The organism is Priestia sp. HNGD-A6 (assembly GCF_045784335.1).
Classification (GTDB): domain Bacteria; phylum Bacillota; class Bacilli; order Bacillales; family Bacillaceae_H; genus Priestia; species Priestia zanthoxyli.
In genome coordinates, this window is record NZ_CP138622.1 from 100,908 (window position 1) to 124,115 (window position 23,208).

Annotated in this window: 26 protein-coding genes and 1 tRNA gene; 9 read left to right on the top strand and 18 right to left on the bottom strand. The window is 35.2% G+C overall.

The annotated features are described in order from the left end of the window. Positions 1-23: 23 nt before the first annotated feature. From SCI76_RS27145 to SCI76_RS27190, 10 genes are all read right to left on the bottom strand, one after another. Positions 24-2,756 carry a pLS20_p028 family conjugation system transmembrane protein gene (locus tag SCI76_RS27145; protein ID WP_099331419.1) on the bottom strand — a complete coding sequence of 911 codons (2,733 nt, stop codon included), beginning with the start codon at positions 2,754-2,756 and terminating at the stop codon, positions 24-26. 23 nt (positions 2,757-2,779) lie between these two features. After that, positions 2,780-2,986, bottom strand: coding sequence for a hypothetical protein (locus tag SCI76_RS27150; protein WP_407545256.1), 207 nt, complete (start codon positions 2,984-2,986; stop codon positions 2,780-2,782). 20 nt (positions 2,987-3,006) lie between these two features. Continuing rightward, entirely contained in the window at positions 3,007-5,628 is a 2,622-nt protein-coding gene (locus SCI76_RS27155; protein ID WP_099331421.1) for a VirD4-like conjugal transfer protein, CD1115 family, read from the bottom strand. Continuing rightward, on the bottom strand, positions 5,618-6,127 hold the full coding sequence (locus SCI76_RS27160) for a hypothetical protein (RefSeq protein ID WP_099331422.1): 510 nt from the start codon (positions 6,125-6,127) through the stop codon (positions 5,618-5,620). The genes SCI76_RS27155 and SCI76_RS27160 overlap by 11 nt, the downstream gene beginning before the upstream one ends. Positions 6,128-6,142: 15 nt before the next feature. Further along, the gene (locus tag SCI76_RS27165; protein WP_407545257.1) at positions 6,143-7,186 is read right to left on the bottom strand and encodes a hypothetical protein; all 1,044 of its coding nucleotides are present in this window, start codon (positions 7,184-7,186) and stop codon (positions 6,143-6,145) included. Between the two features lie 148 nt (positions 7,187-7,334). Then, positions 7,335-7,640 carry a hypothetical protein gene (locus SCI76_RS27170; RefSeq protein ID WP_099331424.1) on the bottom strand — a complete coding sequence of 102 codons (306 nt, stop codon included), beginning with the start codon at positions 7,638-7,640 and terminating at the stop codon, positions 7,335-7,337. Positions 7,641-7,660: 20 nt separating this feature from the next. Beyond that, positions 7,661-7,909, bottom strand: a complete 249-nt coding sequence (locus SCI76_RS27175) for a hypothetical protein (protein ID WP_099331425.1) — start codon at positions 7,907-7,909, stop codon at positions 7,661-7,663. 28 nt (positions 7,910-7,937) lie between these two features. Next, positions 7,938-8,402 carry a hypothetical protein gene (locus tag SCI76_RS27180; RefSeq protein ID WP_099331426.1) on the bottom strand — a complete coding sequence of 155 codons (465 nt, stop codon included), beginning with the start codon at positions 8,400-8,402 and terminating at the stop codon, positions 7,938-7,940. A 482-nt stretch (positions 8,403-8,884) separates the two neighbouring features. Further along, a complete protein-coding gene (locus SCI76_RS27185; RefSeq protein ID WP_099331427.1) occupies positions 8,885-9,133 on the bottom strand; it encodes a hypothetical protein in 249 nt (82 codons plus the stop codon). A gap of 37 nt (positions 9,134-9,170) precedes the next feature. Further along, a complete protein-coding gene (locus SCI76_RS27190; RefSeq protein ID WP_099331428.1) occupies positions 9,171-9,386 on the bottom strand; it encodes a helix-turn-helix transcriptional regulator in 216 nt (71 codons plus the stop codon). A 147-nt stretch (positions 9,387-9,533) separates the two neighbouring features. Between SCI76_RS27190 and SCI76_RS27195 the strand changes: the two genes are divergently transcribed. Continuing rightward, positions 9,534-9,929, top strand: a complete 396-nt coding sequence (locus tag SCI76_RS27195) for a helix-turn-helix transcriptional regulator (protein WP_099331429.1) — start codon at positions 9,534-9,536, stop codon at positions 9,927-9,929. 166 nt (positions 9,930-10,095) lie between these two features. On the opposite strand, the gene SCI76_RS27200 is transcribed toward SCI76_RS27195, so the two are convergent. Genes SCI76_RS27200 through SCI76_RS27210 form a run of 3 tightly spaced genes read right to left on the bottom strand, consistent with a single transcriptional unit; the run spans position 10,096 to position 13,053 of the window. Then, complete coding sequence (locus tag SCI76_RS27200) at positions 10,096-10,683, bottom strand: response regulator transcription factor (RefSeq protein ID WP_099331430.1); 588 nt, start codon at positions 10,681-10,683, stop codon at positions 10,096-10,098. Continuing rightward, positions 10,671-12,029, bottom strand: coding sequence for a sensor histidine kinase (locus tag SCI76_RS27205; protein ID WP_228123072.1), 1,359 nt, complete (start codon positions 12,027-12,029; stop codon positions 10,671-10,673). The genes SCI76_RS27200 and SCI76_RS27205 overlap by 13 nt, the downstream gene beginning before the upstream one ends. Positions 12,030-12,072: 43 nt before the next feature. Beyond that, positions 12,073-13,053, bottom strand: a complete 981-nt coding sequence (locus tag SCI76_RS27210; protein ID WP_099331431.1) for an alpha/beta hydrolase — start codon at positions 13,051-13,053, stop codon at positions 12,073-12,075. A gap of 818 nt (positions 13,054-13,871) precedes the next feature. Between SCI76_RS27210 and SCI76_RS27215 the strand changes: the two genes are divergently transcribed. Both SCI76_RS27215 and SCI76_RS27220 read left to right on the top strand, forming a co-directional pair. After that, positions 13,872-14,438 (top strand): hypothetical protein, encoded by a 567-nt coding sequence (locus SCI76_RS27215; protein ID WP_043981748.1) that lies wholly within the window; start codon positions 13,872-13,874, stop codon positions 14,436-14,438. A 534-nt stretch (positions 14,439-14,972) separates the two neighbouring features. After that, positions 14,973-16,274 carry a replication protein gene (locus SCI76_RS27220; RefSeq protein ID WP_099331432.1) on the top strand — a complete coding sequence of 434 codons (1,302 nt, stop codon included), beginning with the start codon at positions 14,973-14,975 and terminating at the stop codon, positions 16,272-16,274. 66 nt (positions 16,275-16,340) lie between these two features. On the opposite strand, the gene SCI76_RS27225 is transcribed toward SCI76_RS27220, so the two are convergent. Then, a tRNA-OTHER gene (locus SCI76_RS27225) sits at positions 16,341-16,425 on the bottom strand. A gap of 160 nt (positions 16,426-16,585) precedes the next feature. Between SCI76_RS27225 and SCI76_RS27230 the strand changes: the two genes are divergently transcribed. From SCI76_RS27230 to SCI76_RS27250, 5 genes are all read left to right on the top strand, one after another. After that, the gene (locus tag SCI76_RS27230) at positions 16,586-17,365 is read left to right on the top strand and encodes a plasmid stabilization protein (protein ID WP_407545258.1); all 780 of its coding nucleotides are present in this window, start codon (positions 16,586-16,588) and stop codon (positions 17,363-17,365) included. A gap of 43 nt (positions 17,366-17,408) precedes the next feature. Continuing rightward, positions 17,409-17,903, top strand: a complete 495-nt coding sequence (locus tag SCI76_RS27235) for an SMI1/KNR4 family protein (protein WP_157774350.1) — start codon at positions 17,409-17,411, stop codon at positions 17,901-17,903. Between the two features lie 71 nt (positions 17,904-17,974). After that, positions 17,975-18,394 (top strand): hypothetical protein, encoded by a 420-nt coding sequence (locus SCI76_RS27240; RefSeq protein WP_099331435.1) that lies wholly within the window; start codon positions 17,975-17,977, stop codon positions 18,392-18,394. Positions 18,395-18,660: 266 nt separating this feature from the next. Then, positions 18,661-19,008, top strand: a complete 348-nt coding sequence (locus tag SCI76_RS27245; RefSeq protein WP_099331436.1) for a hypothetical protein — start codon at positions 18,661-18,663, stop codon at positions 19,006-19,008. 185 nt (positions 19,009-19,193) lie between these two features. Further along, the gene (locus SCI76_RS27250; protein ID WP_099331437.1) at positions 19,194-19,640 is read left to right on the top strand and encodes an RDD family protein; all 447 of its coding nucleotides are present in this window, start codon (positions 19,194-19,196) and stop codon (positions 19,638-19,640) included. 300 nt (positions 19,641-19,940) lie between these two features. Here SCI76_RS27250 and SCI76_RS27255 read toward each other — a convergent pair whose 3' ends face one another. Both SCI76_RS27255 and SCI76_RS27260 read right to left on the bottom strand, forming a co-directional pair. After that, the gene (locus SCI76_RS27255) at positions 19,941-20,072 is read right to left on the bottom strand and encodes a hypothetical protein (RefSeq protein WP_265589655.1); all 132 of its coding nucleotides are present in this window, start codon (positions 20,070-20,072) and stop codon (positions 19,941-19,943) included. Between the two features lie 221 nt (positions 20,073-20,293). After that, complete coding sequence (locus SCI76_RS27260; RefSeq protein ID WP_194273219.1) at positions 20,294-20,668, bottom strand: hypothetical protein; 375 nt, start codon at positions 20,666-20,668, stop codon at positions 20,294-20,296. A 548-nt stretch (positions 20,669-21,216) separates the two neighbouring features. Between SCI76_RS27260 and SCI76_RS27265 the strand changes: the two genes are divergently transcribed. Continuing rightward, positions 21,217-21,447: a transcriptional regulator gene (locus SCI76_RS27265; protein ID WP_194273220.1), complete on the top strand. Its 231-nt coding sequence runs from the start codon at positions 21,217-21,219 to the stop codon at positions 21,445-21,447. A 431-nt stretch (positions 21,448-21,878) separates the two neighbouring features. On the opposite strand, the gene SCI76_RS27270 is transcribed toward SCI76_RS27265, so the two are convergent. Further along, on the bottom strand, positions 21,879-22,196 hold the full coding sequence (locus SCI76_RS27270) for a DUF3243 domain-containing protein (RefSeq protein WP_099331439.1): 318 nt from the start codon (positions 22,194-22,196) through the stop codon (positions 21,879-21,881). Positions 22,197-22,702: 506 nt separating this feature from the next. Next, positions 22,703-23,047 (bottom strand): hypothetical protein, encoded by a 345-nt coding sequence (locus tag SCI76_RS27275; protein WP_099331440.1) that lies wholly within the window; start codon positions 23,045-23,047, stop codon positions 22,703-22,705. Positions 23,048-23,208: the final 161 nt, after the last annotated feature.

The following is a 23,208-nucleotide window of genomic DNA, read 5'->3' on the forward strand; positions in this document are numbered from 1 at the left end:
ATAAAAAAGAGAAGTAACACCTGTTACTTCTCATCTGGTTTATTTCGCTTTTTTGATCCAAGGTTTCGTAAATCTCGTCCTGTATTTCGTCCAATTTGATAAGAACGTTTTGTTTTATGGATCGTTTGTGAGTTATCAATACGTTCTTTTACCTTTCCTACGCTCTCTTTGACATTATTCCGTACCACTTGTGCAATATTACGTGTTTCTGTTCGATGTTGATGCGGCATTGGAATATCTTCTGTTGAAGCAGGAACAGTATCTTGTTTAACTTGTTGTTTTACTTGACGAGGTTCCTGTGTAGCTGCCACTTGCGCTTGTGCTTGATCCATTCCTGTCGGCATGGAAACAGAAGGTTCTCTTGTTGGTGTAGGATAACTTACACTTCCTACAGAGGAGCTGCCTTCATTTATACTTCCACCGTAACCGGAAGTTTGGACTTCTTCATGAACAGGTGTACTCATACTTCCTACAGAAGAGCTGCCTTCGCTTGTACTTCCGCCGTAACCGGAAGTTTGGATTTCTTCATGAACAGGCGTACTTGCACTTCCTACAGAAGAGCTGCCTTCGCTTGTACTTCCGCCGTAACCGGAAGTTTGGATTTCTTCATGAATAGGCGTACTCACACTTCCTACAGAAGAGCTGCCTCCACTTGTGCTTTCACTATGACCAGAAGCCTGCATTTCATTATGAAGAGGAGAACTTGCCTTTCCTACAGAAGAGCTGCCCCCATTTGTGCTTCCACTCTGACCAGAAGCCTGTATTTCATCATGAAGAGGAGAACTTGTCTTTCCTACAGAGAAGCTGCCTCCATTTGTGTTGCCACTCTGACCGGAAGCTTGCATTTCACCATGAAGAGGAGAACTTGCCTTTCCTACAGAAGAGCTGCCTCCATTTGTGTTGCCACTCTGACCAGAAGCCTGCATTTCATCATGTAGAGAAGTACTTCCACTTTCTACAGAAGATCCAGTACCTTCACTTGCACTTTCAGCATAACCAGAAGCTTGCATTTCATCATGTAGAGAAGCACTTCCACCCTCTACAGAAGATCCAGTACCTTCATTTGCGCCTTCAGCGTAACCAGAAGCTTGCATTTCATCATGTAGAGAAGCACTTCCACCCTCTACAGAAGATCCAGTGCCTTCATTTGAGCCTTCAGCATAACCAGAAGCTTGCATTTCATCATGTAGAGATGTATTTCCACCTTCTACAGAGGAAGTTGATCCTTGACTATCAGTAGAAACAGCTGCTGCTTGCATCTCATCCTGTAAAGAACTTCCTTGACCTGATCCTTTTCCTTCTGGAACATTCCCTTCACTATTTTTACCTCCTTCTTGTTTTTCAGTAGAAGATAACCCTTGTTGTTGGTCCTTTTGCTCATTGCCTGCGTTTTGACCTTTAGAAGCAGCGTTTCCTTTTTCACCTGGCATTCCTGCCTTTTTCATTTCTTCATGCAGAGCTGGCTGTTTTTCTTTATTTCCTTGTGTAGCTAACCCTTTTCCAAGACCCCCAACTCCTGCTGCTGTTTGAAGGACACCACTACCAAGACCTTTTCCTACACCACCAATCCCTTTGGCAAGGTTGGCTCCTCCTTTTGCTGTTCTGCCCATCATATTTATGCCACTTTCAAGTCCTTTTGCCATCGCAAAACCTCCTGCCAGAGCACCCCAACCACTTTTGAGACCCGCATCGATACCAAAGAGACGTTCACACATGATTGGGCCATCTACGACCGCAATACTATAGGCAATTAATGCAACAATATACGGAATACCATCTAATTTATTGCTAATAAAGATTGTTCCCATCAAATAGACCTTCATCGAAATGAAAATCATAATAATAACTAGGAACGTATTCATTATGTTTTTTAGTACAGCTTTTAACTTCTGTCCATCTGCTACATCGGCAGGCGCAACTAATTGGGCCAGAATCGCATTGAACCCTAGCTCGTAACATAGTTTTGCTAACTTAATAGACGTAAATAACAACGTCATCCCTATTACAAAAAGGGAAACCGCAATTGTCCAGAAGTTCCATGCCCATCGATAATAAAGTTCGGGAAAGAAATCAAACCATCCATTATTTAGTTCTGCAACTCCATCTTTTCCATCTGGTGTTAAGGATGCTTTATGTGTGAGTATATCTTTTCCTTTGTCTGATAGTTTATCTTTCTCATTTACTTTAAAGTCACCATCAATCTTTTCAGTAATATCGATCATCATAATATTTTTTTGTGGCACTTTATTTGGTTCTTTTAATTCCGGACTCTTCCATTTCGTAAGATCAAATTGTGCGACATCTGTTAAATTACTTTTAATAATCTTTTCACTTACCGTACCTTTTTCATTTAAATCAACAGCTTCAATGGCTTGATCGGTGAATTTATCAGCTTTTAACATACTTGTATTTAATAAAAGTAAGACTGCCATTGAGATAAAAATGTTAATCATGATCTGTTCACGATTGACTTTTTTTTGAATAATCAACATGTAACCGATATACAGAAAGGAAAAAGCCAGTAACACATATAAAAAGGGTTGAATCTTCGTAATAAAGTCTTGAATATCAGGAGAATTAAAAAACGATTTAACGCCTAATACACTGTCTGTAATCCCTTCTAGTCCATCCACTAGAAATGAAAGAACTTGAATACATCCCCAACCCAATTTCCGTAATAAATAAGTGAGGATATTTCCAACATCTAAGTACTCCGAAAACTCATGTAACTTTTCAAGAATTTCTTCATCTTTCATCTGCTCATCTCCTTATGCACGTATTACATGCCTTGAAACAACGTATCAACGGTTATTTCTAATCGTTCATCCAGAGGAGAAACACGAATTTGTACAGGCGCTTCTCCCTCCTGTCCTTTTTCTAGCTGTACAGTACCGTCTAACAACCCAATCAACACCTGATGTCCTTCCTTCACAATCGGTGTATAGTCCTCTAAAATACGTTCTAATTCCTTCGAAATACGAGTCATTCTTTCTCCCCCTTTTGATATTAGGCTTCTTGTTTTTCCATTTGGTCTTGTAACTGAGTAAGAGTAGAATCAATTTTTTTACGAACAAGTTCATAGCCTTTAGGATCAATTCCGTTCATGAAAGCTAGTTGCTCAAACTCTTCATCAAAATCTCCCATAGCTAGTTGTTCAACATCTTCTGTCGTTTTCTTCATTACGTGAGGTAAAGAGGTTCTAATAAATTCAAAAACACTTGGATCATTGCAAAAGAACTCTTTGACTGTTCTAGTTTTCCAGTTTTCAAGGGTTATAGCAGTAAAAAGCTCATTTGGTGACTCCTTGACTTTCTCTTCTGTTTTTATCACTTCCTCAACTTTTTTTGTTAACTCCTCAACTGGAGGAGTTGCAAATGGTGAAAGAAAGTTATCAATAACCAGGGATCTTGGATTGACTTTTTCATGTAAAGACGAAATATCAATATCTAGAATCGAACGATCCGTATTAAAGTCATCTCCAAGGTATTCCCAACGGTATTTCAACGCTGTTTTTCCGGTGTTATAGATGGGATGTGCTTTAATTCTCTGACGTGCTTTATCTTGACGTTTTACAACACGTACAACCACACTTTCTCCTTCCTGTAATTCCATTAATTCATTTGGTGTTAATAATGGCTTTCCATCCACTCCCTCTGTTTTACTTTTATCTGTTGATAACCCTTTTCCACTTCGAGAGGTGGAATTGATTGTACCGTCTCCTAATTTTTGTGAGATGGTTCTAGCTGTTTCATAGTTATTGCTTAAAATATAAATCGTATTCCCACAGTTCCCTTCAATCGTTTCGGCATCATCTCCATATTTATTTTTTAGCTGTGCATAAGCTTGTATGACTAAGTTGAAGCGTATATTTCGCCCTAAACAAACCGTGATAATGTTGGACATTCCTTCGATTGCCGGCATGTTGCCGAATTCATCTAACAACACCACTACTTCTCGATGACACTTGTTTCCTCTTGCCAACGAAGCGTTCTTAGAAAGCACATAATATAACTGCCGAACAAAAATAGAGGCTATTACATGATTACTTGAATCGTAGTCTGGTGTGACCATAAAAATGGCGATTGGTTTTGTAAAATACGTCACTTCCTTTACATGAATAGTTGGATGCTGATTCTCGACTGTAAACGTCGTAGCTCCTGTTTCTTTCGTGATTTTATTAATCGATATCACTGTTTCAAGCCTCGATGAAGTAACGATTTTATCACTCAACTTTTCACCAAGAATAATTTCATCATTACTTTTTAACTCACTTGTAAAATTGACTTCAAATAACCCTTTGGCATCCGTTTTAATTGTTTCTTTTTGACCATTTGGAAAGATGATTTCTAAGCGAGTAAGAGGTGCTGCTGTTCCTTTGATCGTTTTCCCAAAGCCCACACGCTTTAAATCGACACTGTTTTTAGAGGTCATCTTGGCGATTTCGTCAAACGTAAAAATGGATAATCCATTCATTGTTTGAGTAAAGATCCCTCCTCTTGTCGTACCTTTTGAGAAGTTCGATGTCGCATACTGCATTTTGGCGACACTTTCTGTTGGAAGACCATCAAAGTACATATCTAACGCATTTTGGGTATCCCCTTGCTTATTAATGACAACTTCTTTTGAGCCTAGCTCCGACAACATATTTGCCACTGTGTACATGGTAATCTTCTCTTCTGTTTGTTCTGTAATGCATTTATCCGTTACGGCAAGAATCATGGCATTACATAAACTCATGGCACATTGTTGCCAGAACGGATCTTTCGCATTTGGATTGTAATAAAGCGTATACGATAGCGTGTTACATAACGCTTGAGCTGTTGAATAATCACCATCTTTATACGTTTCTTTTATCATTTCTAAAAGGTTATAACTCATCGATTCTAATGGATTGAGTAAGTTTAACACTTCAACATGATAGCCTCTTTCCTCTAGTGTGTTTTTAGAAGCAGCAAGCAACTCCCCCTTTGGATCGTTGCAGACTAGAGAAGGTTGTTTTTCAGCTCGTGAGTAGATATCAATCGTTGGAAAAACAAAGGTTTCCCCTTTCCCTGATCGTGTAATCCCAATGATTAAATTATTAACGGGTGTGTCATCAATCAGCATGTAGCTTTTCTTCGTAAAGAATCGATGTGTGTGGAGAAGCTTCTGTATTCCCTTTAAAGCTTTGTACTCTTTCCATGTTTGAATGAGGTCATAGGTTTGAATACGTGAAACAGGTACGCCACCTCCACCTTGATACGTTGTCGTTTTTTCAGGTACTTTTCGATATTGCTTTTTCAGTTCACTTCTTGTTGTAAAGCGTCCCGATCCTTTTTGATTGTGGTTTAAATCTTTGAAGTTGGATCGAATATTATAAGCAAATTTGGCCGTTAATAAGGTAGCCACTAGACACATCACTCCATATAAAGGCATGTACTGTTGAAGATGAATCTCTGTCAAAAAGGATGTTTCTAGATGAAATGGCTGCGGTTCAAACACATCACTAAATGTTGTTTGAACAAGGTTTCGCATCATGTTAAAAAGAAAGTTCAAGATAAGTAGAATAGACACAAAAAAACAAGCACTTAAAGGAATAAGTACTTGTTTTTCAGCGACCACATATTTGATGGATTTATTAGTTTGCATTTCTTATTCCCTCCTGGTCAATCTCTTCAGAAGTAGGAATAACATAGTAGGCACTCGATGAAAGAGAAAAGAACGTTTGATCTCTTGCCTCATACTTGTGTTGAAGGTAACGAAAAGCCGTGTTAATGTCCCATTGTACCTCTTTCATATCCTCTTCGGTTATTACATAGGCTTCATTAAAAACTAAGTCGTCTTTTTCTTGTTGAGTGAGCTTGGAGATATCAAAAGGAGGCATCGTTGGTTTCGTGCATAATCGAAACTTAAACGCATATTTCAGAAAATCGTCTGTAAGAGTGATCGAATCGGCATTTTTAAAGATAATGACAATCTGATTCTCTAAAAGAATGACATTATGAACACTGTTCGCAATACGTTGGGCATGAAGTTGAGTCGTATGAAAGCTGCCTAATTCAATTTCGAGGAATAAATCTTCTTCATAGTACTCGACCCCTACGACAAAGGCTTGCTTCTGGTTTTTCACTTTTGTTTGTGTATACATCCTATTCATCCTTTCTTATAGATTTTTTAGAAGTTCTTCTTGTTTCTTTTGTTGATCCGTTAACGACTTGATTTTGTTTTCATCCTTTTTGTCCTTCTTGTTCTCTTCCTCTACTTGTTTTTTTGTTTCTTCTACCTCCTTTTTCGTTTTTTCATAGGTTTCTATTTTTTGATTCAATTCTTGGTTTTGAATATGAGCTGCCTCTTCTTTGGCCTCCTTAACTTTATCTAACTTCAAATAGCAATAAGCCTTCATTTCATACCGTTTATCAGTCATTTCTACTCCTGATTGTCGCATCATATCTTCCCAACGTTGTTCGTGATAGGCAAGATCAAAGGCTCCGTTTGGAGAAGGAAACGTTTGTTGAAACGCTTTTAACGCATTGACATCTCCCTTCTTTGAAATCATACTTTCCACTACTTCTGGATGGCCTCCCTGAAGCTGAACAGCTTCTTTATACTTTTTTTGATCGACGAGAAGGCTCATATAAACGTTTTTCTGTTCTTTCGCAAGACTTTGTTCGTCAATAGAAGAAAGCTGTTTTAAAGCCCCTTCTGAATCTCCTAAGAGCGCTCTTTCATATGTTCCTGTTATTTTTTGTTCGAGTTTGACTTGTTGTTGTAAATCTTGAATGGTTTCAGCTCGATCTTGGGAAGTAGCCACTGTTGAAAAACACGTTGCTGAAAGGATAAGAAGGGATAAAATCCCTCCTATATAGGTCAACCTTCGATTACGAGTAGAAAGGACAGATGTTTGAGCCGTTTGCATATGATCCTCTGTTTCTTCCTCTAAAGAAAACGAACCATCTGTTGTTTTCAGATGGTCCGGTACTTCCTTTTCCAATTGTTCAAGAAAACTTCTCTTTCGAGCTTCCTGTATATCGTCCATTTTTAAAGAGCTTAACTTTTTCTTAATATGATCGACTACATGACGAGCATGCCCCGATCCAATGGACAATGTTCCTGCATATACCTCTTGATCTTCCTCATCGAGGATAAAAAAATCTGCATGAGCTTTTTTCTTCATACGCTGATAGTGGGTTTCTAAAGTCTCTGTCATCTCACAAGCATCCGAAATTGATAACTTTTGAAATGGCTTCAGCTCTTTTGTTCCACTTTTTATAAACATGACAGACAGCATGTTTCTCCATTCCTTTCGTCTAAAAATGAGCATAGAAAAAAGCTATACAATTAACTGTATAGCTTTCTTAGCTTCCGAATCGGATATTTGTATTAACACCTTCAGCTAATGCATAAGCACCCATAACAACCACTAAACCAACTGCGCCTCCAACAAACCATGCGATACATTTATGACGACCTCGTTCTCCACCTAAAATTAAGTGATAACCACCTATACAAAAGCCAAGAGCTGCGGCAACCATCGCAATACGCTGCAACCATTTGATAATAGACTTTCCACTTTCGATGAGGCCATTCATGCCATCGGCCGCCCCAAGGGTTAAATGCGAAGTTAACTGCGTCACATCCACGCTATTTAATAAATCTAACATGTATTTCACTCCTCTTTTCATTAATTTTGCGTTACGGGAATACTTTGTGGTCTTACAGGAACTTGTTCAGCTGTTTTCGGTTCGTTTTTTTCCTCCTCCTCTTCTTCACCTGTAAAGGCACTTAATGCTTGAAGAATTAAATCCTGATTTTCTTCAATAAACTGTTGGTGTTGTTGATGTAGCCAGTCATTGTATTTGTTTCCATTGACTTTCAGCAATTTTTCCACAAGATCTTTGGATTTCTTTAATTCCTTTTGGGAGATCGTCAAGATACCACCACCTTTCAAAGCTTATCTCTTATTCTTCGAAATACAGTTCTTTTGAGGTTTCAATAAAATGAGAAAGTTCTGTTTCTAACTGAGATGACTCATAATCGTCTAGTTTAATTTGTTGCTTTAACTCCCCATCTTTATAGGCAGCTAATGTATCGGAATCTTGTGGTACTCCATAATAGTTACTATTTTTATCACGATCATATTGTGGATCACGACTATAGATTTCTTTTGCATCCACATCATTTTCCTTTAAAGCCTTTTTTACTTCATTCATATATACTGGACGCGTACTTTCACGGAATGAATACATCACAAATCCTGTGCCATCTTCTTTCATAAATTTTTTCATTCCTAGTGGATGTAATTCTTCTAGTTCACCATTTCCTTTCACTTCACTTGAATTGTAGGAAGAGACAAACGCTGTGCCTATTCCAAGAGCCACAACGATTCCTGCCACCGCAGAAAGTAACCATTTTTTGTTTTTCATAACCATTCTCCTTTGTTCTTAATATTCAGACATAACAAGCGATTCTGAAACCTACCGAGAGTCATATTTTACCACAGGTTTAGCGATCATCTCTGTCTTTTCAAGTCTATGAAAGGAAATATATACCCGTTTCTGGCTGGAAGGGCAAACCCTATATTGGCATGCATAGTTTTCACTAAGCCCAATAATGCACAACGTTTTCGGCATGTACGAAGAACCTCGTGTATCTACTGTTTGAAGTGTTGTCGCTTCTTCGGATTTACCCTCACGCCATCACTCTTCACAGATCATGGATACACCGTCACTGTTTTATTGCTAGATCACCGATGAGTTTTAGGACGCACTCATCGAACCTTATCGTTATCGTATACCTTCACCCCCTTGTGATCCGTTTAGGGGAGGCACGCAATATGTAATTGTCAAGGTACCACTTCTCGTGCTCTCGGCACGTTTCAAAATCGCTTGTATGCTGCATCTAAGAACTAGCAGGTCTTTTGTAAAACTCCCTTCAATTCTTCATCTTTTTTTCTGCGCTTGGCGACGATGGTATGAGCCTGATCCATTACTGAGCGTACTTCATAATAAATATCAGCTACACGTTTGACATCGCCCGTTCCTTTTTCTACAGCTACCCCTCCTTTTAACGTATACAACTTTCCATCAAAGGTTTTGGCACTTTTCGCCCGTGCATCTGATATATCATAGAATGCTAGTCGCTTTTGTGCTTCCATGTTCATCGCCCCTTTAAGCTGTTAAGTATTTAAAAACTTAGTTCATATCCTTCTGACCTGTTAAGAAAATATCTTCTAATCTAAGATCCAATGCTTCTGCGATTTTCTTCATATTTTCAAAAGTTGGATATTGACGAGTCCCATTTTCGATTTGAGAAATAGTTGGTTGCGGGACTCCTGATAATTGAGCTAGATAGGTTTGGCTCCATTTCTTGGATAACCTCTTTTCTCGTATGGTATTTATTTCTAGCACCTCCTTGAACACATTATATTCTATTTTAAATAATTTGTAAACTGATTATAAATAATTTTTTTACGAATATTTTTAGGTTTTTATTATTTACGAATTTTTTCTGATAAGATAAATCTAAATACAAATATTTTATAAGGATGAAGTGCAATGGATATCAAGAAATATATGGGTATAAAAATCAAGGAATATCGAAAGGCAATGAAACTTACTACTATGGAATTAGGTTCTTTATCTGGAACTTCACAAAGTACCATCAGTGAAATAGAACGAGGTACTCGATCTATTCAAGTGGAATCCTTAGCCAAAATTTGTAACGCTCTTGGTGTCACGCTTAACGATGTTTTGCCTATAAGTGCTTCTCAAGAAAAAACAGATGCCTCTTATACTCCTGAAATAAGTCAACTTACAAATTTAATTAGCTCTTTGTCTTCTGACGAAGTTAGATTACTTACAGATATACTTTTAAAGGTTAATCGATTACCACAGTCCGACAGAGAATCCTTAAAATCTTTACTTAACTCGTTAATGAATAATAAGTTATAAATATATGTTAGAAGATTTTATCAGTTTAGGGGAGGGTCAAAAAAATACCCCTCCTCAAACGGTTATAATCGTGGTAAAATATGTAGTTTTCTCTATAAATTATAGTCCTTGAAAACATAACAAAAAAAACAAAATGTAATGAAAAAATTAGCTGCAAACTAACTCCTCACTGCATTTTGCTTTTTATAATTCGTAATTGTCTTTTTATTGTTTCGACAGATTTATATAATTTGTCAGCAATTTGTGATTTATTTAACCCCTGTTCCCTTAAGGTATAAACTTCACGTTCTGTTGGCGTTAATATCTTTATTTTTCTTTCCTTCCTTAACTCTCCAACTAATACATTTGTGACATCAGCATGGAGACTAACTTTCCCTCTGAATGCTTCTCTAATAGCATTAGGAATATCTCTATAAGACGTTTTTGTTATGTAATTAACAACACCTGTATCAAAGCATTCAAGTATAATATCCTTTTCATCCCAAGATGTTAGCATAATGATCTTCTTTAAACCTTTTTTGTATAAGTGCCTAGCAACTTCTAAACCATTTAGGTTTTCTTCATCACCCTCATCTTTTAGTAACGTTAAGTCCAATAAAACTACATCAATATTATTATAATCAACTTGTAAGGCTTCTTCTTTATTGTAAGCTTGTGTAACGACAGTAATATCGTTCTCTTTTTCTATATAATCACTTATACATTGCATCCAAACAGGATCATCTTCTACAATCATTAATTTTATTTTGTCCATAGGTTATTCTCTCCTATTAGTTTAGAGTTAAATTGTTCATTTACCCTAAATTCAATAATTCTCTTGGAAGGCAAAGTTAATGTAAAAGTTGTTCCTTTTTTGACCTTACTTTTTACTAAAATATCGCCACCATGTTTTTTGAGGACATTGTAACAGTAGGTTAAACCAAGTCCAAAATTTGTTTGATTATGTTTAGTTGAATAAAATGGATCTAATACGTGAGTAAGTTCATCTTTTTCAATTCCTTTACCCTCATCTATAAAGTCAATATGAATCTTCCTTCGAGTCTTATAGACTTTTATTAGAATTACACCTTGGCCACTCATTGCCTCACTGGCATTTTTGATTATATTTAAATAAGTTTCTTGTAATTGCTCGGTATCACCAAAAACTATAGCATCGACTTCATATTGTTTAATGATTGTGATATCAGGATTCATATTTAAATAAGGTTTAAGCAAGTTAATTGCTGAATCTATACTTTTCATGAGGGAAAATTCAGATTCTTTAAGGTTTGTAACGTTTATCTTACTTTGAATACGCCTTGAAAGTTCTAAAACGTGATTTGTTGAATTTAAAACTAATTCTAGATTTTCAGCATACCTTTCTTCAGGTGGAATTTGTTCTTTGATCTGATTCACTAATAAATCAATTTTAGCTATTTCATTTTTTATTGTATGGTTGAACAACGCTGTACCGGAACGCGCTGCTTTCATTGTGGAATCACGCATTTCTTTTTCGAACCTAATTCGCACTCCAAGAATTCCATATTTAACTCCAAAGTAAACAAAAACAAGAAATTGAATTACTATAATCCAAGGATTATAATGCCATACGCCCACAATCCCCAACGCTTCTAAGATAATATTTGTGATTAGCGCAAACGTAAACATTGGAACTACAAATACACAAGTCAGTATTTTTCTTCTCTTAATAATTGGACGATCTTCTCGCCATGCGGCGTATATCAATAAAATATTAGCTACTATCACATATGGTACTACCCAAATCGCTAAGATACGGAAATTAACTTTAAACTCTGGATATACTTGAAACATAAGATACATAATAAAGATTGGAATTAGTAAGAGCACCTTTAATATATTTCTCTTTCTTACATTACCAATTGCATCCGAATAAACTATTCCAAAAATCAACATACCATATGGTGTAAAATAGTGTCCTATCGATGTAAATATCCCATCCAAATGTAATACCCATTCTGGCCGATGTATCCCTTTTCCTAGTAAGGCTCCTATCCCTCCAAAACCTCCACAAAACCCTATAACACTTGCCCATCTAATTTTCTCATTTTGAGGATTTCTAAAAAAAAGAATTGAACTCATTAACCACAGTAAAGCCACCATTATAAACATGAACATATGCCCATTACCTCTTTAGCTTATTTTGTAGAAAAGAAATCGTATCCTTTGCAATCTTTTTTCGTTTAAGTACTATTCCTGCATGCCCACAATTATAGACACAACGTGTAGGTTTACCCCAAGACTCCCATAATAGATCTGCATCTTGAATATGAACGTACTGATCATGTTTAGCAGAAATTAGTAGTATATTTTCTTTATTCATTTTTGGAGGTGCTTGATTTGGCTCGGTTAATTTCCAATACTTCACCAGATCGTTGTAATTAACTCCATGAGACTCTAAGTCCTTTCTTATATACTTACCAGGAATCGTATTCCATATTGAATAACTAAGGCGATTAGAATAGAATATAGAAACTAATGCATCAATTTCTGACTCAAGTGTAGCAACTAAATTTGAGATAAAGCCACCGAGACTAACACCAATTATAATTACAGGACCTTGTTTGTTATTTTTTATCCATTGAATTAGAGCCCTTAAATCAACGATTGCTTGCCTAGTAGATTCAACAGTCCTATTAACATTGGCACTAACCATAAGTTCTCCACTGTAAAGTGATGCTTCTGGCTGACGTTCTAAATGGTAAGGAAGTGTATAGTAGTACATATTCCACCCTAAATTATTCATAATTGAATCATGAAAAATCTTCTTTACCCTATCAAACCCTTTCATTCGCCAACCATGTACAAAAATAACATTAGGCTTACTTCCAGCTTCATTTAAGAAAGACTCACCTCTTACGTAATCATTGGAATGATTCCCAGAAGGTATCAAACTTTCAAATCCAAATTCTCCTATGTTATAGCCATTTTGTTTAGAAGTTATATTCAAATCAATATCTGCAAGTGATGATGGTAGTTCAAAAAAAATATCTCTATCTATATTCGTTTGTGCATGAGCAGAATCAATATGGTATTGATTCTCTTTACTGCGGTCTTTATGCAAATCATGCAGAGCATAATAATCTATCAATTTTGAAAGTAACAAGTTAGTATCCCCCCCAGTCGATTCTTTATGTTTTGTTATTTTTTACATTATTTCTCATGATATCAAACTCTCTACTATATTTACATGAATCAACAATCCCTTTATTTCTGATATACGAGAACCAATTAATCTCTTTTTGTTGACATTAAGATAAATAAAACTATTTTTTTACCAATTTTTGAATTGTGCGATAGTCTATAGACCTAACTTTTATAAAAAAAGAATTTTTGTCACTTTAATTAATGTTAAATGTCTCACTAACTGAGTAGAAATTCTCTACATTGGGAATAGAAATTATCTTAATTCCATCCTAAAAATAGATAATGGACTGTTATTAGTTCATTGCAGAACCCACCCTATTTCTTTAGAGCAGAAATCGGCTTCATTCAAAGCAATAAGTCCACCCTTAGTTTAACTTAATTTGAACTTAATAACTATTTTTCAAGCAACCAAAGGATAAGTTCAACTAAACCCACCACAAGTTCATCATACGTTCACCACAAAACACACCAACACTAATTCAAGTAGAACTTAAGTTAAACTTAAGTCATAACAGTTCATAAAATAAGATATATAAGCAAACTCCAAACAGGAATTGTTGATTTTTTGTCGAAATCATATAAAATTAAATGAATAGGTGGCTGTGAATTGAGTGAATACACATAAACCTAACAGGTAAATAACCGTGAACTGAGTGAACATAATCAAATGAAGTGAGTGAATGACTGTGAACCGGATGAACTTTCATAAAACTTACAAATGAATGACTGTGAACTGAGTGAATGTACATAAAACCCTAATAAATGGTGGTGGATTACATGAATAATTCTGAAAGTGCAAACTTCATTGGTGTACCAGAAGCATCTGAATATACCAATATTCCTCCTGAAACATTAAAAAGGTATTTAATTAACCATGAACAGTTTTTGAATTTCAAAAAAGAAGGTAGACGTTATAAAATAAGTATTGAATCGCTAGATCTATTAAAGAAAATCCGTGAACTCTATAGCGAGGGGTTACTAAAAGAAGATGTAAACGATAATTTGGCAAGTGATGGACTTCCTATAACTATTACAGTCAAAAATCAAGAAGAAAAAGGTTCTATCTCTATAAACGATGAACTAAGTGAAATAAAAAAGATGTTACAACAACAAGAACAACAGATGACACAGCAGATGCAATTTAATCAAAAGTTAGTAGAAGAGTTACAGAAAGTTAGCCAAACCAATCAAGAATTAAAACAAATGATAAATAGAAAAGATACTGAGTTGATAGGAGAGTTAAGAAAAGGATTATCAGAAAGTAAAAGGATGATTGAAGAAGCTTCTGCTAGTGCAGAGTTAGAAAAGAAAAAAACATGGTGGGAAAAATTAATAGGTAAATAATAAAAAGCTTCTACTAGTGGGTCAGTCCCCGAGATAGTAGAAGCTTTTTATTGTTATGTTGTAACTTGATTATAAAATCCGTCGATTATAACACATTTTTAATATATTGAGGAGGGTTATTTTTTTGACCCTCCTCAATCTTTAAAATGAATTGTATAATAAAATAAATTTATTATTAAGGAAAAACAGTTAAAAAGAATTCTTTTGAGATATATTACTAATTTTTATTGAATTATGAGATTAATTAACGCTATAATAAAACTAACAAAAATGACCGGAATAGAAAAAAGACTTCAACTGTTTAAGTAGTGCGACCAACACACTTAAACCGTTCCCCCTAATTGCGGTAGGGAAAACACTTGTCGAAGTCTCTTGTTAATAGATTTAGTTTTCTATAAAGTAAAACTTATGTTTTTATTTTATATGAAATTAACATCTATTTCAAGGGCTTAGTTCATCAAAATCAAGGCATTGTTTTCCTTTCTTAAGGGAAATAGTGTCTTTTTTGTGTTCCTTGAAGGAGAAGATGAACAAATGACAAAAATATTGACCTGCTATTTAAAAGATGTAGACACCTTCAACGGAAGGTTTAAGTGGTTATGGAAGAATAAATCCATACTTCGGAAAAAGAAAGAAGAGTTTTTAGAAATTATTCGTACCCATTACAAACAGAACCAATCAGCCATACATAAAGAATTTCCTAAAAAAAGAATGGAAATGCTCGATCATGTCATCTATAACCTAGTGGCTACAGGCATCCAAGCCATTCGTTCTGAAACGCTCATGAAGAAATTTGAAGTTTCTAAAAGTACGGTTTCTCGTTTTGTACGTTCGTTAAAAGCGACGCCGTTTGTCCTTGTAGCACGTTACATTAAAGAGGATGCAACAGGTACTCATCCTGATAGCTATGTGTTTATTCTTAAAAGCCATAAGAACTTTAATCACATTTGCGAAGAAATCTTTTTTGCCCATGATACAACAGGTATACAAACGGTCCAACAAGAAGAAATGACAACTCCTGTGACGCTTCCTGTGATGCATCCTGAAAGTGTTGAAAACGTTGATACAACAAGCTTAAAGGCCGATAAATCATCTGGTGCCTTTATTAACCTTGATTTACCTGTAAATCATATAAATAATCATTTAATGTCTGCTTCACAGTCATTTACTTATATCAAAGGTGTTCCTAAGAAAGTCAATCAAGTCTACGCAGGTAAGTATGGTCATCAATTAAAAGACTTTTATGCTCGCATTCAAAATGCTGCAAAAACCGTCAAACGAGATACAGAGATTGATATTACTAAAGGGCAAGTACATGAAATTGCGTATACATCTATTATTGGATTAGACAAATATGTACATGAAGCTAATCATAAAGGCAATTCTTTGTCCTTAGATAATATGTGCCAATTACTCTATAAAATTGCGAAAAACCAATTCTATCAGTTGGTTGATCCTAAAAACCAGGATTATTCATCAGTATATCCAACTCATGAGGAAGTTATACATAAAGAAGAGTCATCAACAAAATTGTTTATACCAAAACATATTATCCGTAAAGAAATCGTTCCTGATTGGTTACAGGCTGAGCAGGATCAAGAGAAGGGTACAAAAAAAGTAGAACTATCTTTAGAACAACAGCTTGAAATGATTCAGTTAAAACAAGACCTAGGACAAGAACTTACACCAGAAGAAGAGAACTTGCTGCAAGAACATTGCTCAACATACAGTACGTTAGAAATGGCGAAACTGAAACAAGATTTAGGACAAGCATTAACACCTGAGGAGCAGAAATTGTTGCATCAACATGTTAAATTAAAGGAACCAGCTTCTTAATTTTTAAAAATAGCTAAAGTACAGCAAGGACTTTCACTATTTTTAACGTATTCAGTGTTTTAAGGGCGGACTTGGCAGGATTTGAACCTGCAAGACACCAAAGTTGTATAGTGTAATACGACTGGCTGCTCTGCCATTGAGCTACAAGTCCACACTACAAGTATGCACATAGTCTTTGTTTATATGTACGACAGAAGAAAATGTAAAAAGTGAAGAAATCCCTTAGAAGCTAAATTATTACTAGGATATGTTTATTTAGAACACTGTTCTAAATAATAAATAAATCTATATCTACGCAGGAGGAGCACATTATGCCACATAAAATTACGTTAACTGGATCAGCCACAGGACCACTACGAGAATACGATCGCTATGTTGCCTTTGATATGCGTGAAAAAGGGTCACCATCTGCGCCTAAAGGCTTGAAGAAGAGTACGTTTATTTCGTACACGGTATTTGTTGCAAAGAAGGCTTTTAACAAAACAGGTCTCACGAAAAAAAGTATTATGCATGAAAAAATCTTAATTCAAGGCGAACCAACTTTAGACATTCCGATTGATGAATGCCCTGGTGAAGTAGGTGTAATCTGCTTCCAGATTACCGTTCTCCCGAATAAGAAAGACAAAGAAGACAATGAACCAAACGATACAAAAGAGGCCAAACAAGAGGCTTCTGCAGCGCAACAAGAAGTTGCTGCTACCAAACAGGAAGAAAAACCGGCACCTACTTCTCAACCTGCAGCAAATGAAGAGAAGAAAGCTGAAAAAGTACAGACAGAAGTGAAGGAGACACCTGTTCAAGAGAAAAAGGTGGAGCCACAAAAGAAACAAATAACAAATCAGCCAAAAGGGACACAAGATCTTCTGAGTTTCGACGAAATCATCGTACCTGAAGAGTTCTTAAAGACACGTCCAAACCCTCAAAAAACACAAAAGGTCATTGATTTTGTGAAACGTACAGGGCGCCTGGATGAGCCATTAACGATCGAAAAAGGATCGAATATCTTGAAAGATGGTTACCGTCGTTATATTGTGGCCAAAACCCTTAAAATGGATAAAGTTCCAGTTATGTACGAATACCAGAAGTCATAATGTATTTCCTTGAAGATGACCCATTGCAAGGAGAGCGATAACAGTGACGATTGTGAAGGAAAGCATCATTTATCCATTACCACAGGATCAAGACATTGCAGAAATAGAAGGTTCTTTTCGCGTCCAACTGCCTAACGATTATAAAGAATTCTTGAAACAATATAACGGATGTACAGTAATAGATTCTACACCACTAACAATCATCAATAAGAGGTGTCAAATTGAACGTTTTTTGGGCATTATTAAAAACTTCAATGAGCATCCTTATGGTGTGTATGATATTGGTTGCTGCGAAACCTCTTTAGGAGAACAAGGCCGGAATTTTTATGATGAAGATCTCATTGGATCTGAATTAATTCCAATTGCGAAGCTAGCATGGGGAGATTATTTATGTTTGAACTTTCACTACGATAAGAACAATCCGTCTGTTGATTTCCTAGACTACGAAGAATCATATGAATGTGATCCAGCTACATCAAAGATTGCTGATACCTTTCAAGATTTTTTGAGTATGTTATTATCTAAGGATACAAAATAGCAGAAAATGCTATTTCGTAATGAGATTATCTACTCATTTTGATTTTCAATCATAAAAGAGGAAGTGTCGACATGAAAAAGTGGCTTTGGATCATGTTATCCGTTGGAGTTATTACTCTCGTGTTTATGATAAATTACTTTATAGACAAAAGTCAGCAACAACAAAGCATGATACACAGCGTCTCACTTACAACCAGCACATCTCCTGAGCAACAAAACATTGTAGAAGTAAAAAAAATGTACAAACAAACCACTGATTACTTTGATTATGAGCAAAAACAAAAGGCTGATTCTCTTAGAATGTACTACGGACAACCGGGAAGCACTCTTAACCAATATAAAGAGCTTCAAGGCATTCAACCTTCTATGATTCATGATGTGAATGTGCATTGGAAAAGTGAGCAACATGTCATCATCAACATTATGAAAACGAATCACCAACACAAAAACAAGGTATACAAACGATTTAACTATAACCTTAGCGAAATGTAGATCTATGGTTTTACGTGTCTTCATCGCGAGTCTTATGTGTGGTCTTACAATAACAATAGTTGTTATCATTAGCCTTTTTATGGTGGTTTACCGCCAGCATAAGCGAAGTTTACACGATTCGATGGCAGCTACCTATGTGAAACGTGTAGATCCTACCACAGTAGACAGCTCTGAACTTATTTAAAGCTTTTTTTTAAAGAGCAATGTTATATATTCAATAACCCTATTATTTCTACTCTTTTACATTTCAAAAAGGAGAAACTTATATGAAAAAGTCAACACCTTGTCCAGGGTGTCAAAAACCTATTACAATTGAGCATTTCGAAGATTTTTCAAGTCCTTTTACAATGAAATGTCCGCATTGTCGAGAAAAACTGAAGGAAACCAAAATGACCCCGTGGTTACTGTTATTAGCTGTTATTATCATTCCTTTATTGGTTTATCTAGGAATTACGGTTAAAAGTTTCTTGGCCGGCCATTTTCCTGTTGTTGAAAAGGTACCAACTATGATTGTATTTATGGCTTTTTGTTACCCTGTGTATGCCTTATATGAAGCTTATAATGCCGTTATTATCTTTAATAAGGGAAATTTACAACTAAAAAAAACTAATTAATCTTTTATCTCTCTTCTATAAATATGTCTTTAACAATATCAATACTAGAGACATGTATTTTATTTTTAGTGGATAAATTTAAAATATTTTATATTTTTTACCTTCCTCTTCAATCATGTTATCATCATCTGAGGAGCTATTTAGATAGATAAAGTGTTAATTTACAAGAAGGGGAGAAATATAAAGTGGATCAAGTAACAAAACCAGCAGGATTTTGGATACGCCTATTAGGAAATCTGTTAGATGGCATTATTGTAAGTATTCCTTTGGGGCTTATTGGCTTTCTTATTACAGGAGACTTTGATCGTGAAGATCCCATTACATCACTCATAGGTTTTATCTATGCAGTTGCTGTACCTATTTTATGGTATGGATATACTATAGGGAAACGAATTGTTGGAGTGAGAATTGTCAAAGTCAATGGAAAGAAACTTGGAATTGGAGCAATGCTATTAAGAGTTCTTGTAGCCGGCATTGTTTATGGTATTACATTAGGTATTGCGTTAATTGTAAGTGTGTTCATGGTGGTTTTCCGTAAGGATAAAAGAAGTCTTCATGACATGATGGCAGGCACTTACGTTACATATTCAAAACCAGGTGAAATAGAGGATAAACAGGCATTTGTAGATTAATACTTAATCTACAATAGGGTAACTTGTGATTTATTACCTTTTGTTATTCCAGATACAGATAGCAAATTGAGAAGGTTGCCATATTCAATAGTAAAGATACTTTTGATAGAATAACATGGAAAGTTAAACTTTCATTTCATATGCATTACCGAATATCCTTTATTTCTAATCTACTATTTGAGACTATTTAAAACTCCTACACCTTAATGGGTAGGAGTTTTTTCTGTGTATTACCTATAGAGTATAAGCAGATAGCTACACATTTGAAAATTTCTTGAGGTGTGAAGGGTTAACTATAGATTATTGAATAAACTCATTATTTTCTTGTTCCACTATCCATACAAGTAACTCTTTTTCTTTGCTATTTAAATGTCGACCTAAACGTTTTTCAAAATCAAAAACTAATTCGTCGAAACGAGGGCTATTTTTCATCTATATTCCTCCTGTGCCATCTGCAGTATAAGGTATAAAAGATATATTTAATATAAATCTTTATCCTTGTTTCTTGTTACTGAAACTTTGCTCACTTTTAAGATGTTTTCAATCATATTTAGAACAAAGACCGCCCATTATGTCTCATTATATAAGGCGGTCTTAACTGTATTCATGCTATATGTTTATGCCCAAAATATCGACACTATTCTAAAAAGACGTCAGGTAAAAAAGCCAATGGCTAAAATCAATGCCACACAAGCCAAATAGATATTCCCACTCCAATCTCTCTTTTCCCTTTCATGCACTGCATAACTGTTATAAGAACCTTCAATCGGCTCTATTTTAAGTTTTCGTTGGACTTCTTTATCTAAGATCAAGTCTAATTCCTCCATTGTTTGATAATTGTAAGGTAGGAATCGCCCTTGTACGTCTCTCGATCGGTTGCTGACGTCTCGTAATTCTTTCTGTCTTTTCATGGCTAGAGGACTGTTGGTTGAATTCAAGAGTTTTTCCAGAGAACGATTGGCCGTCTGTTGATGTTCCAAGTAACGCAGAAGTTCTTGTAGACGTTCTTTTTCTCTCACCGTCATCATTTTCTCCTCCTCCTTTCTCTTCGATGTTGGGTTCTTGTTCCATCCATAACGGGTGGGAAGCAGACTGCCATGGAGAGGAGGGGAGAGGGACGTCACTCATTTTATACTGATTCATTAGCGCTAAAAAAACAGGGTTGTGCGCTGCTGTAAAAAGCGCACATCTTATAATTTGATTTCGGTCTAACTCGGTAGCCTGAAACAGACTATCTACATATGTACGATAAATAGAATGATACCGCACAGTTGGTCGATAGGTGTCTACATGATTTTTCGGATTCTTATTTTTCTTCATATGCGCTTTTCTCTTTCAAAATGACCTCTAACATCTGCTTACCTTCTAACGTTAAATAGACGTCTTTTCGACTCAATAACGTGATTGCTAATTCTTTTGTCATTTCAATCGCTCCATTCTTGGTAGCATAAGGTGACGTCTCTTTCTGACGTCTTACTCTATGATATGAGCCAATGCTTGTCCTATATGTAACTTTTTTTCTTATGATTAAAAAAGTTACATAATGTCCATACTTCTTGATAAAGGAGATGGATGTATGATTCTAGGCTTAGGAAAGAAGCGAACAAGGTTTGGAAGGTGGTTGGATAAGCAAGAAGATATCAATCAATTAGAACTCGAAAATGCCACAAAGTTAAGTCGTCCAACCATATCGAGGCTTTGTAATGATAAAAACTACATACCTAAATACTCCACAATTTATAGAATAAATGCAGGGTTACGAAAGTTAAAGAAGGATGTAAAAGTAGAAGATTTTCTACAGTTGTAAATAGGTAATGCACTTAAGGCTTGTAAATGGAGTTATTAATACTAATAATTTAGCTAAATTAAATCTTGATAAAAAATGATTATATGAAAAATTTCAGGAATTAGATATAAGTTCTATTTCATAGGTATTTTATGCAGAAGTTCACAAAAATGGTCAGCTTTTCATTTCTCTCTGTTAAGCTTTCATAAACTAAATTGCTAATCACATATTCCTATAAAAAACCTAGATTCAGTATAGGTTCAACCTATTGGATTTTTAAAAAAGGTGTTGCACTGTTAGAGCGAACATCCAATACTTTAATATAGCTAAAAAAGAATAGTTGAATATATAAAAGGACGTTATCTATAAAGATAATGTCCTTTTATATGGATGTAATATTACATAGGGTACGGTAAATCGTGTACCCTGGGAATCCGGCAAGCAACTTAAATCTATTCTTTAACTAATTTAACAAGCATATGAGCAAGGTGATGTTGCTCTTCTTCATTTCCAACTTTCCATAGTTCATGCAATAAATATTGTTCTTCATTTTGTGGTTCCTCATGTTTTGCCAAATAATCAGCTATTTTTTTAGCTGCCAAAGTTAATTGATCATCATTTAAGCCTAATTTCTCACCTTTTGTGACTTTATCTCCTAAGTATGTTTTAAAATCGTTAAAACTAGAAAGAATATTGTCTTTCTTCTCTTGACTCATCTCATTTAATTTATTCTCTACTTTATTTTCAACAGTTCCTGTATTATTGTTCATTTTCCATTCTCCTCTCAATTAAATGTTGATGTTCTTACAAGGTAAGTCCCCCAATTAAAGTTATATAAACATTTAATTCCATTTCAATGTGCTGCAATCGTTTAGTCAATAGGTCTTACTCAAGAAGAAATGAAGAAGGTATAGTATTGAAAGCAAAGAAGGTTTTCGGAGCTTTTGTTATATTTTTATACACTATTCTTAAGGTTAAGGTATAGAGATGGACGGTCAAAATTCTTTTTTCTTTACTTAAAATACAACCAGCTTGTTTGGACTAAAAAGCTCTGCACTTTATATTTCCTTTTTCTAATCGTATAAAAAAAGGTGGTCTAAAATTAGACCACCTTCAAATGATTTTATTCTACCAAATAAATTGTGCACTCAATAAGTTGTTCTCAGCCTATCATTCATTGAAAAGGGTTACAAATTTTTGATTTTACTTCTTTTTTATTTACAGTTATTACTTTTATTATGATCTAAAACTCATTTGAATTTAACTGTAAATAAAATTAGAGAACCAATTTGGGGGATTTTTTTGTATTGAGTTGCTTAGAGAAATGTTTAAGGTGGTCAAAATCGTCTTGAGAAATAGTTGAATGCAGATCTAGTGCATTTTGTATATCTGATATTATACACAAGTCATGTAACTCATGATCTGTGAAGATACCTCTAAGAGGAGTTAATCTAAAGAACAGAGGAATGTTATCATAAAGGCGAGTTCCGCCCTCGACGAAAAAGATTTGTCGCCATAAATGCCCATAACATGTAGTCATTTCTTTTTCTATTATACTAACAAGTGATATTTCAATATCAAATAGCAAGACATAGGATTCAAATAAGAGTTCTTTCTTCATTCACATGCCCCCCTTTATAAGATTTTAAAAACAGTCAAACTACAGTTACCACCGAGCTCAAGCTAAATTGGATTATGTAGTATAGAAACACCTTTCACAACAAATACTTTGTTGCTTATCTTCTATATCCATCACTTTTTAGTTGTTTGCCTGTGACATAA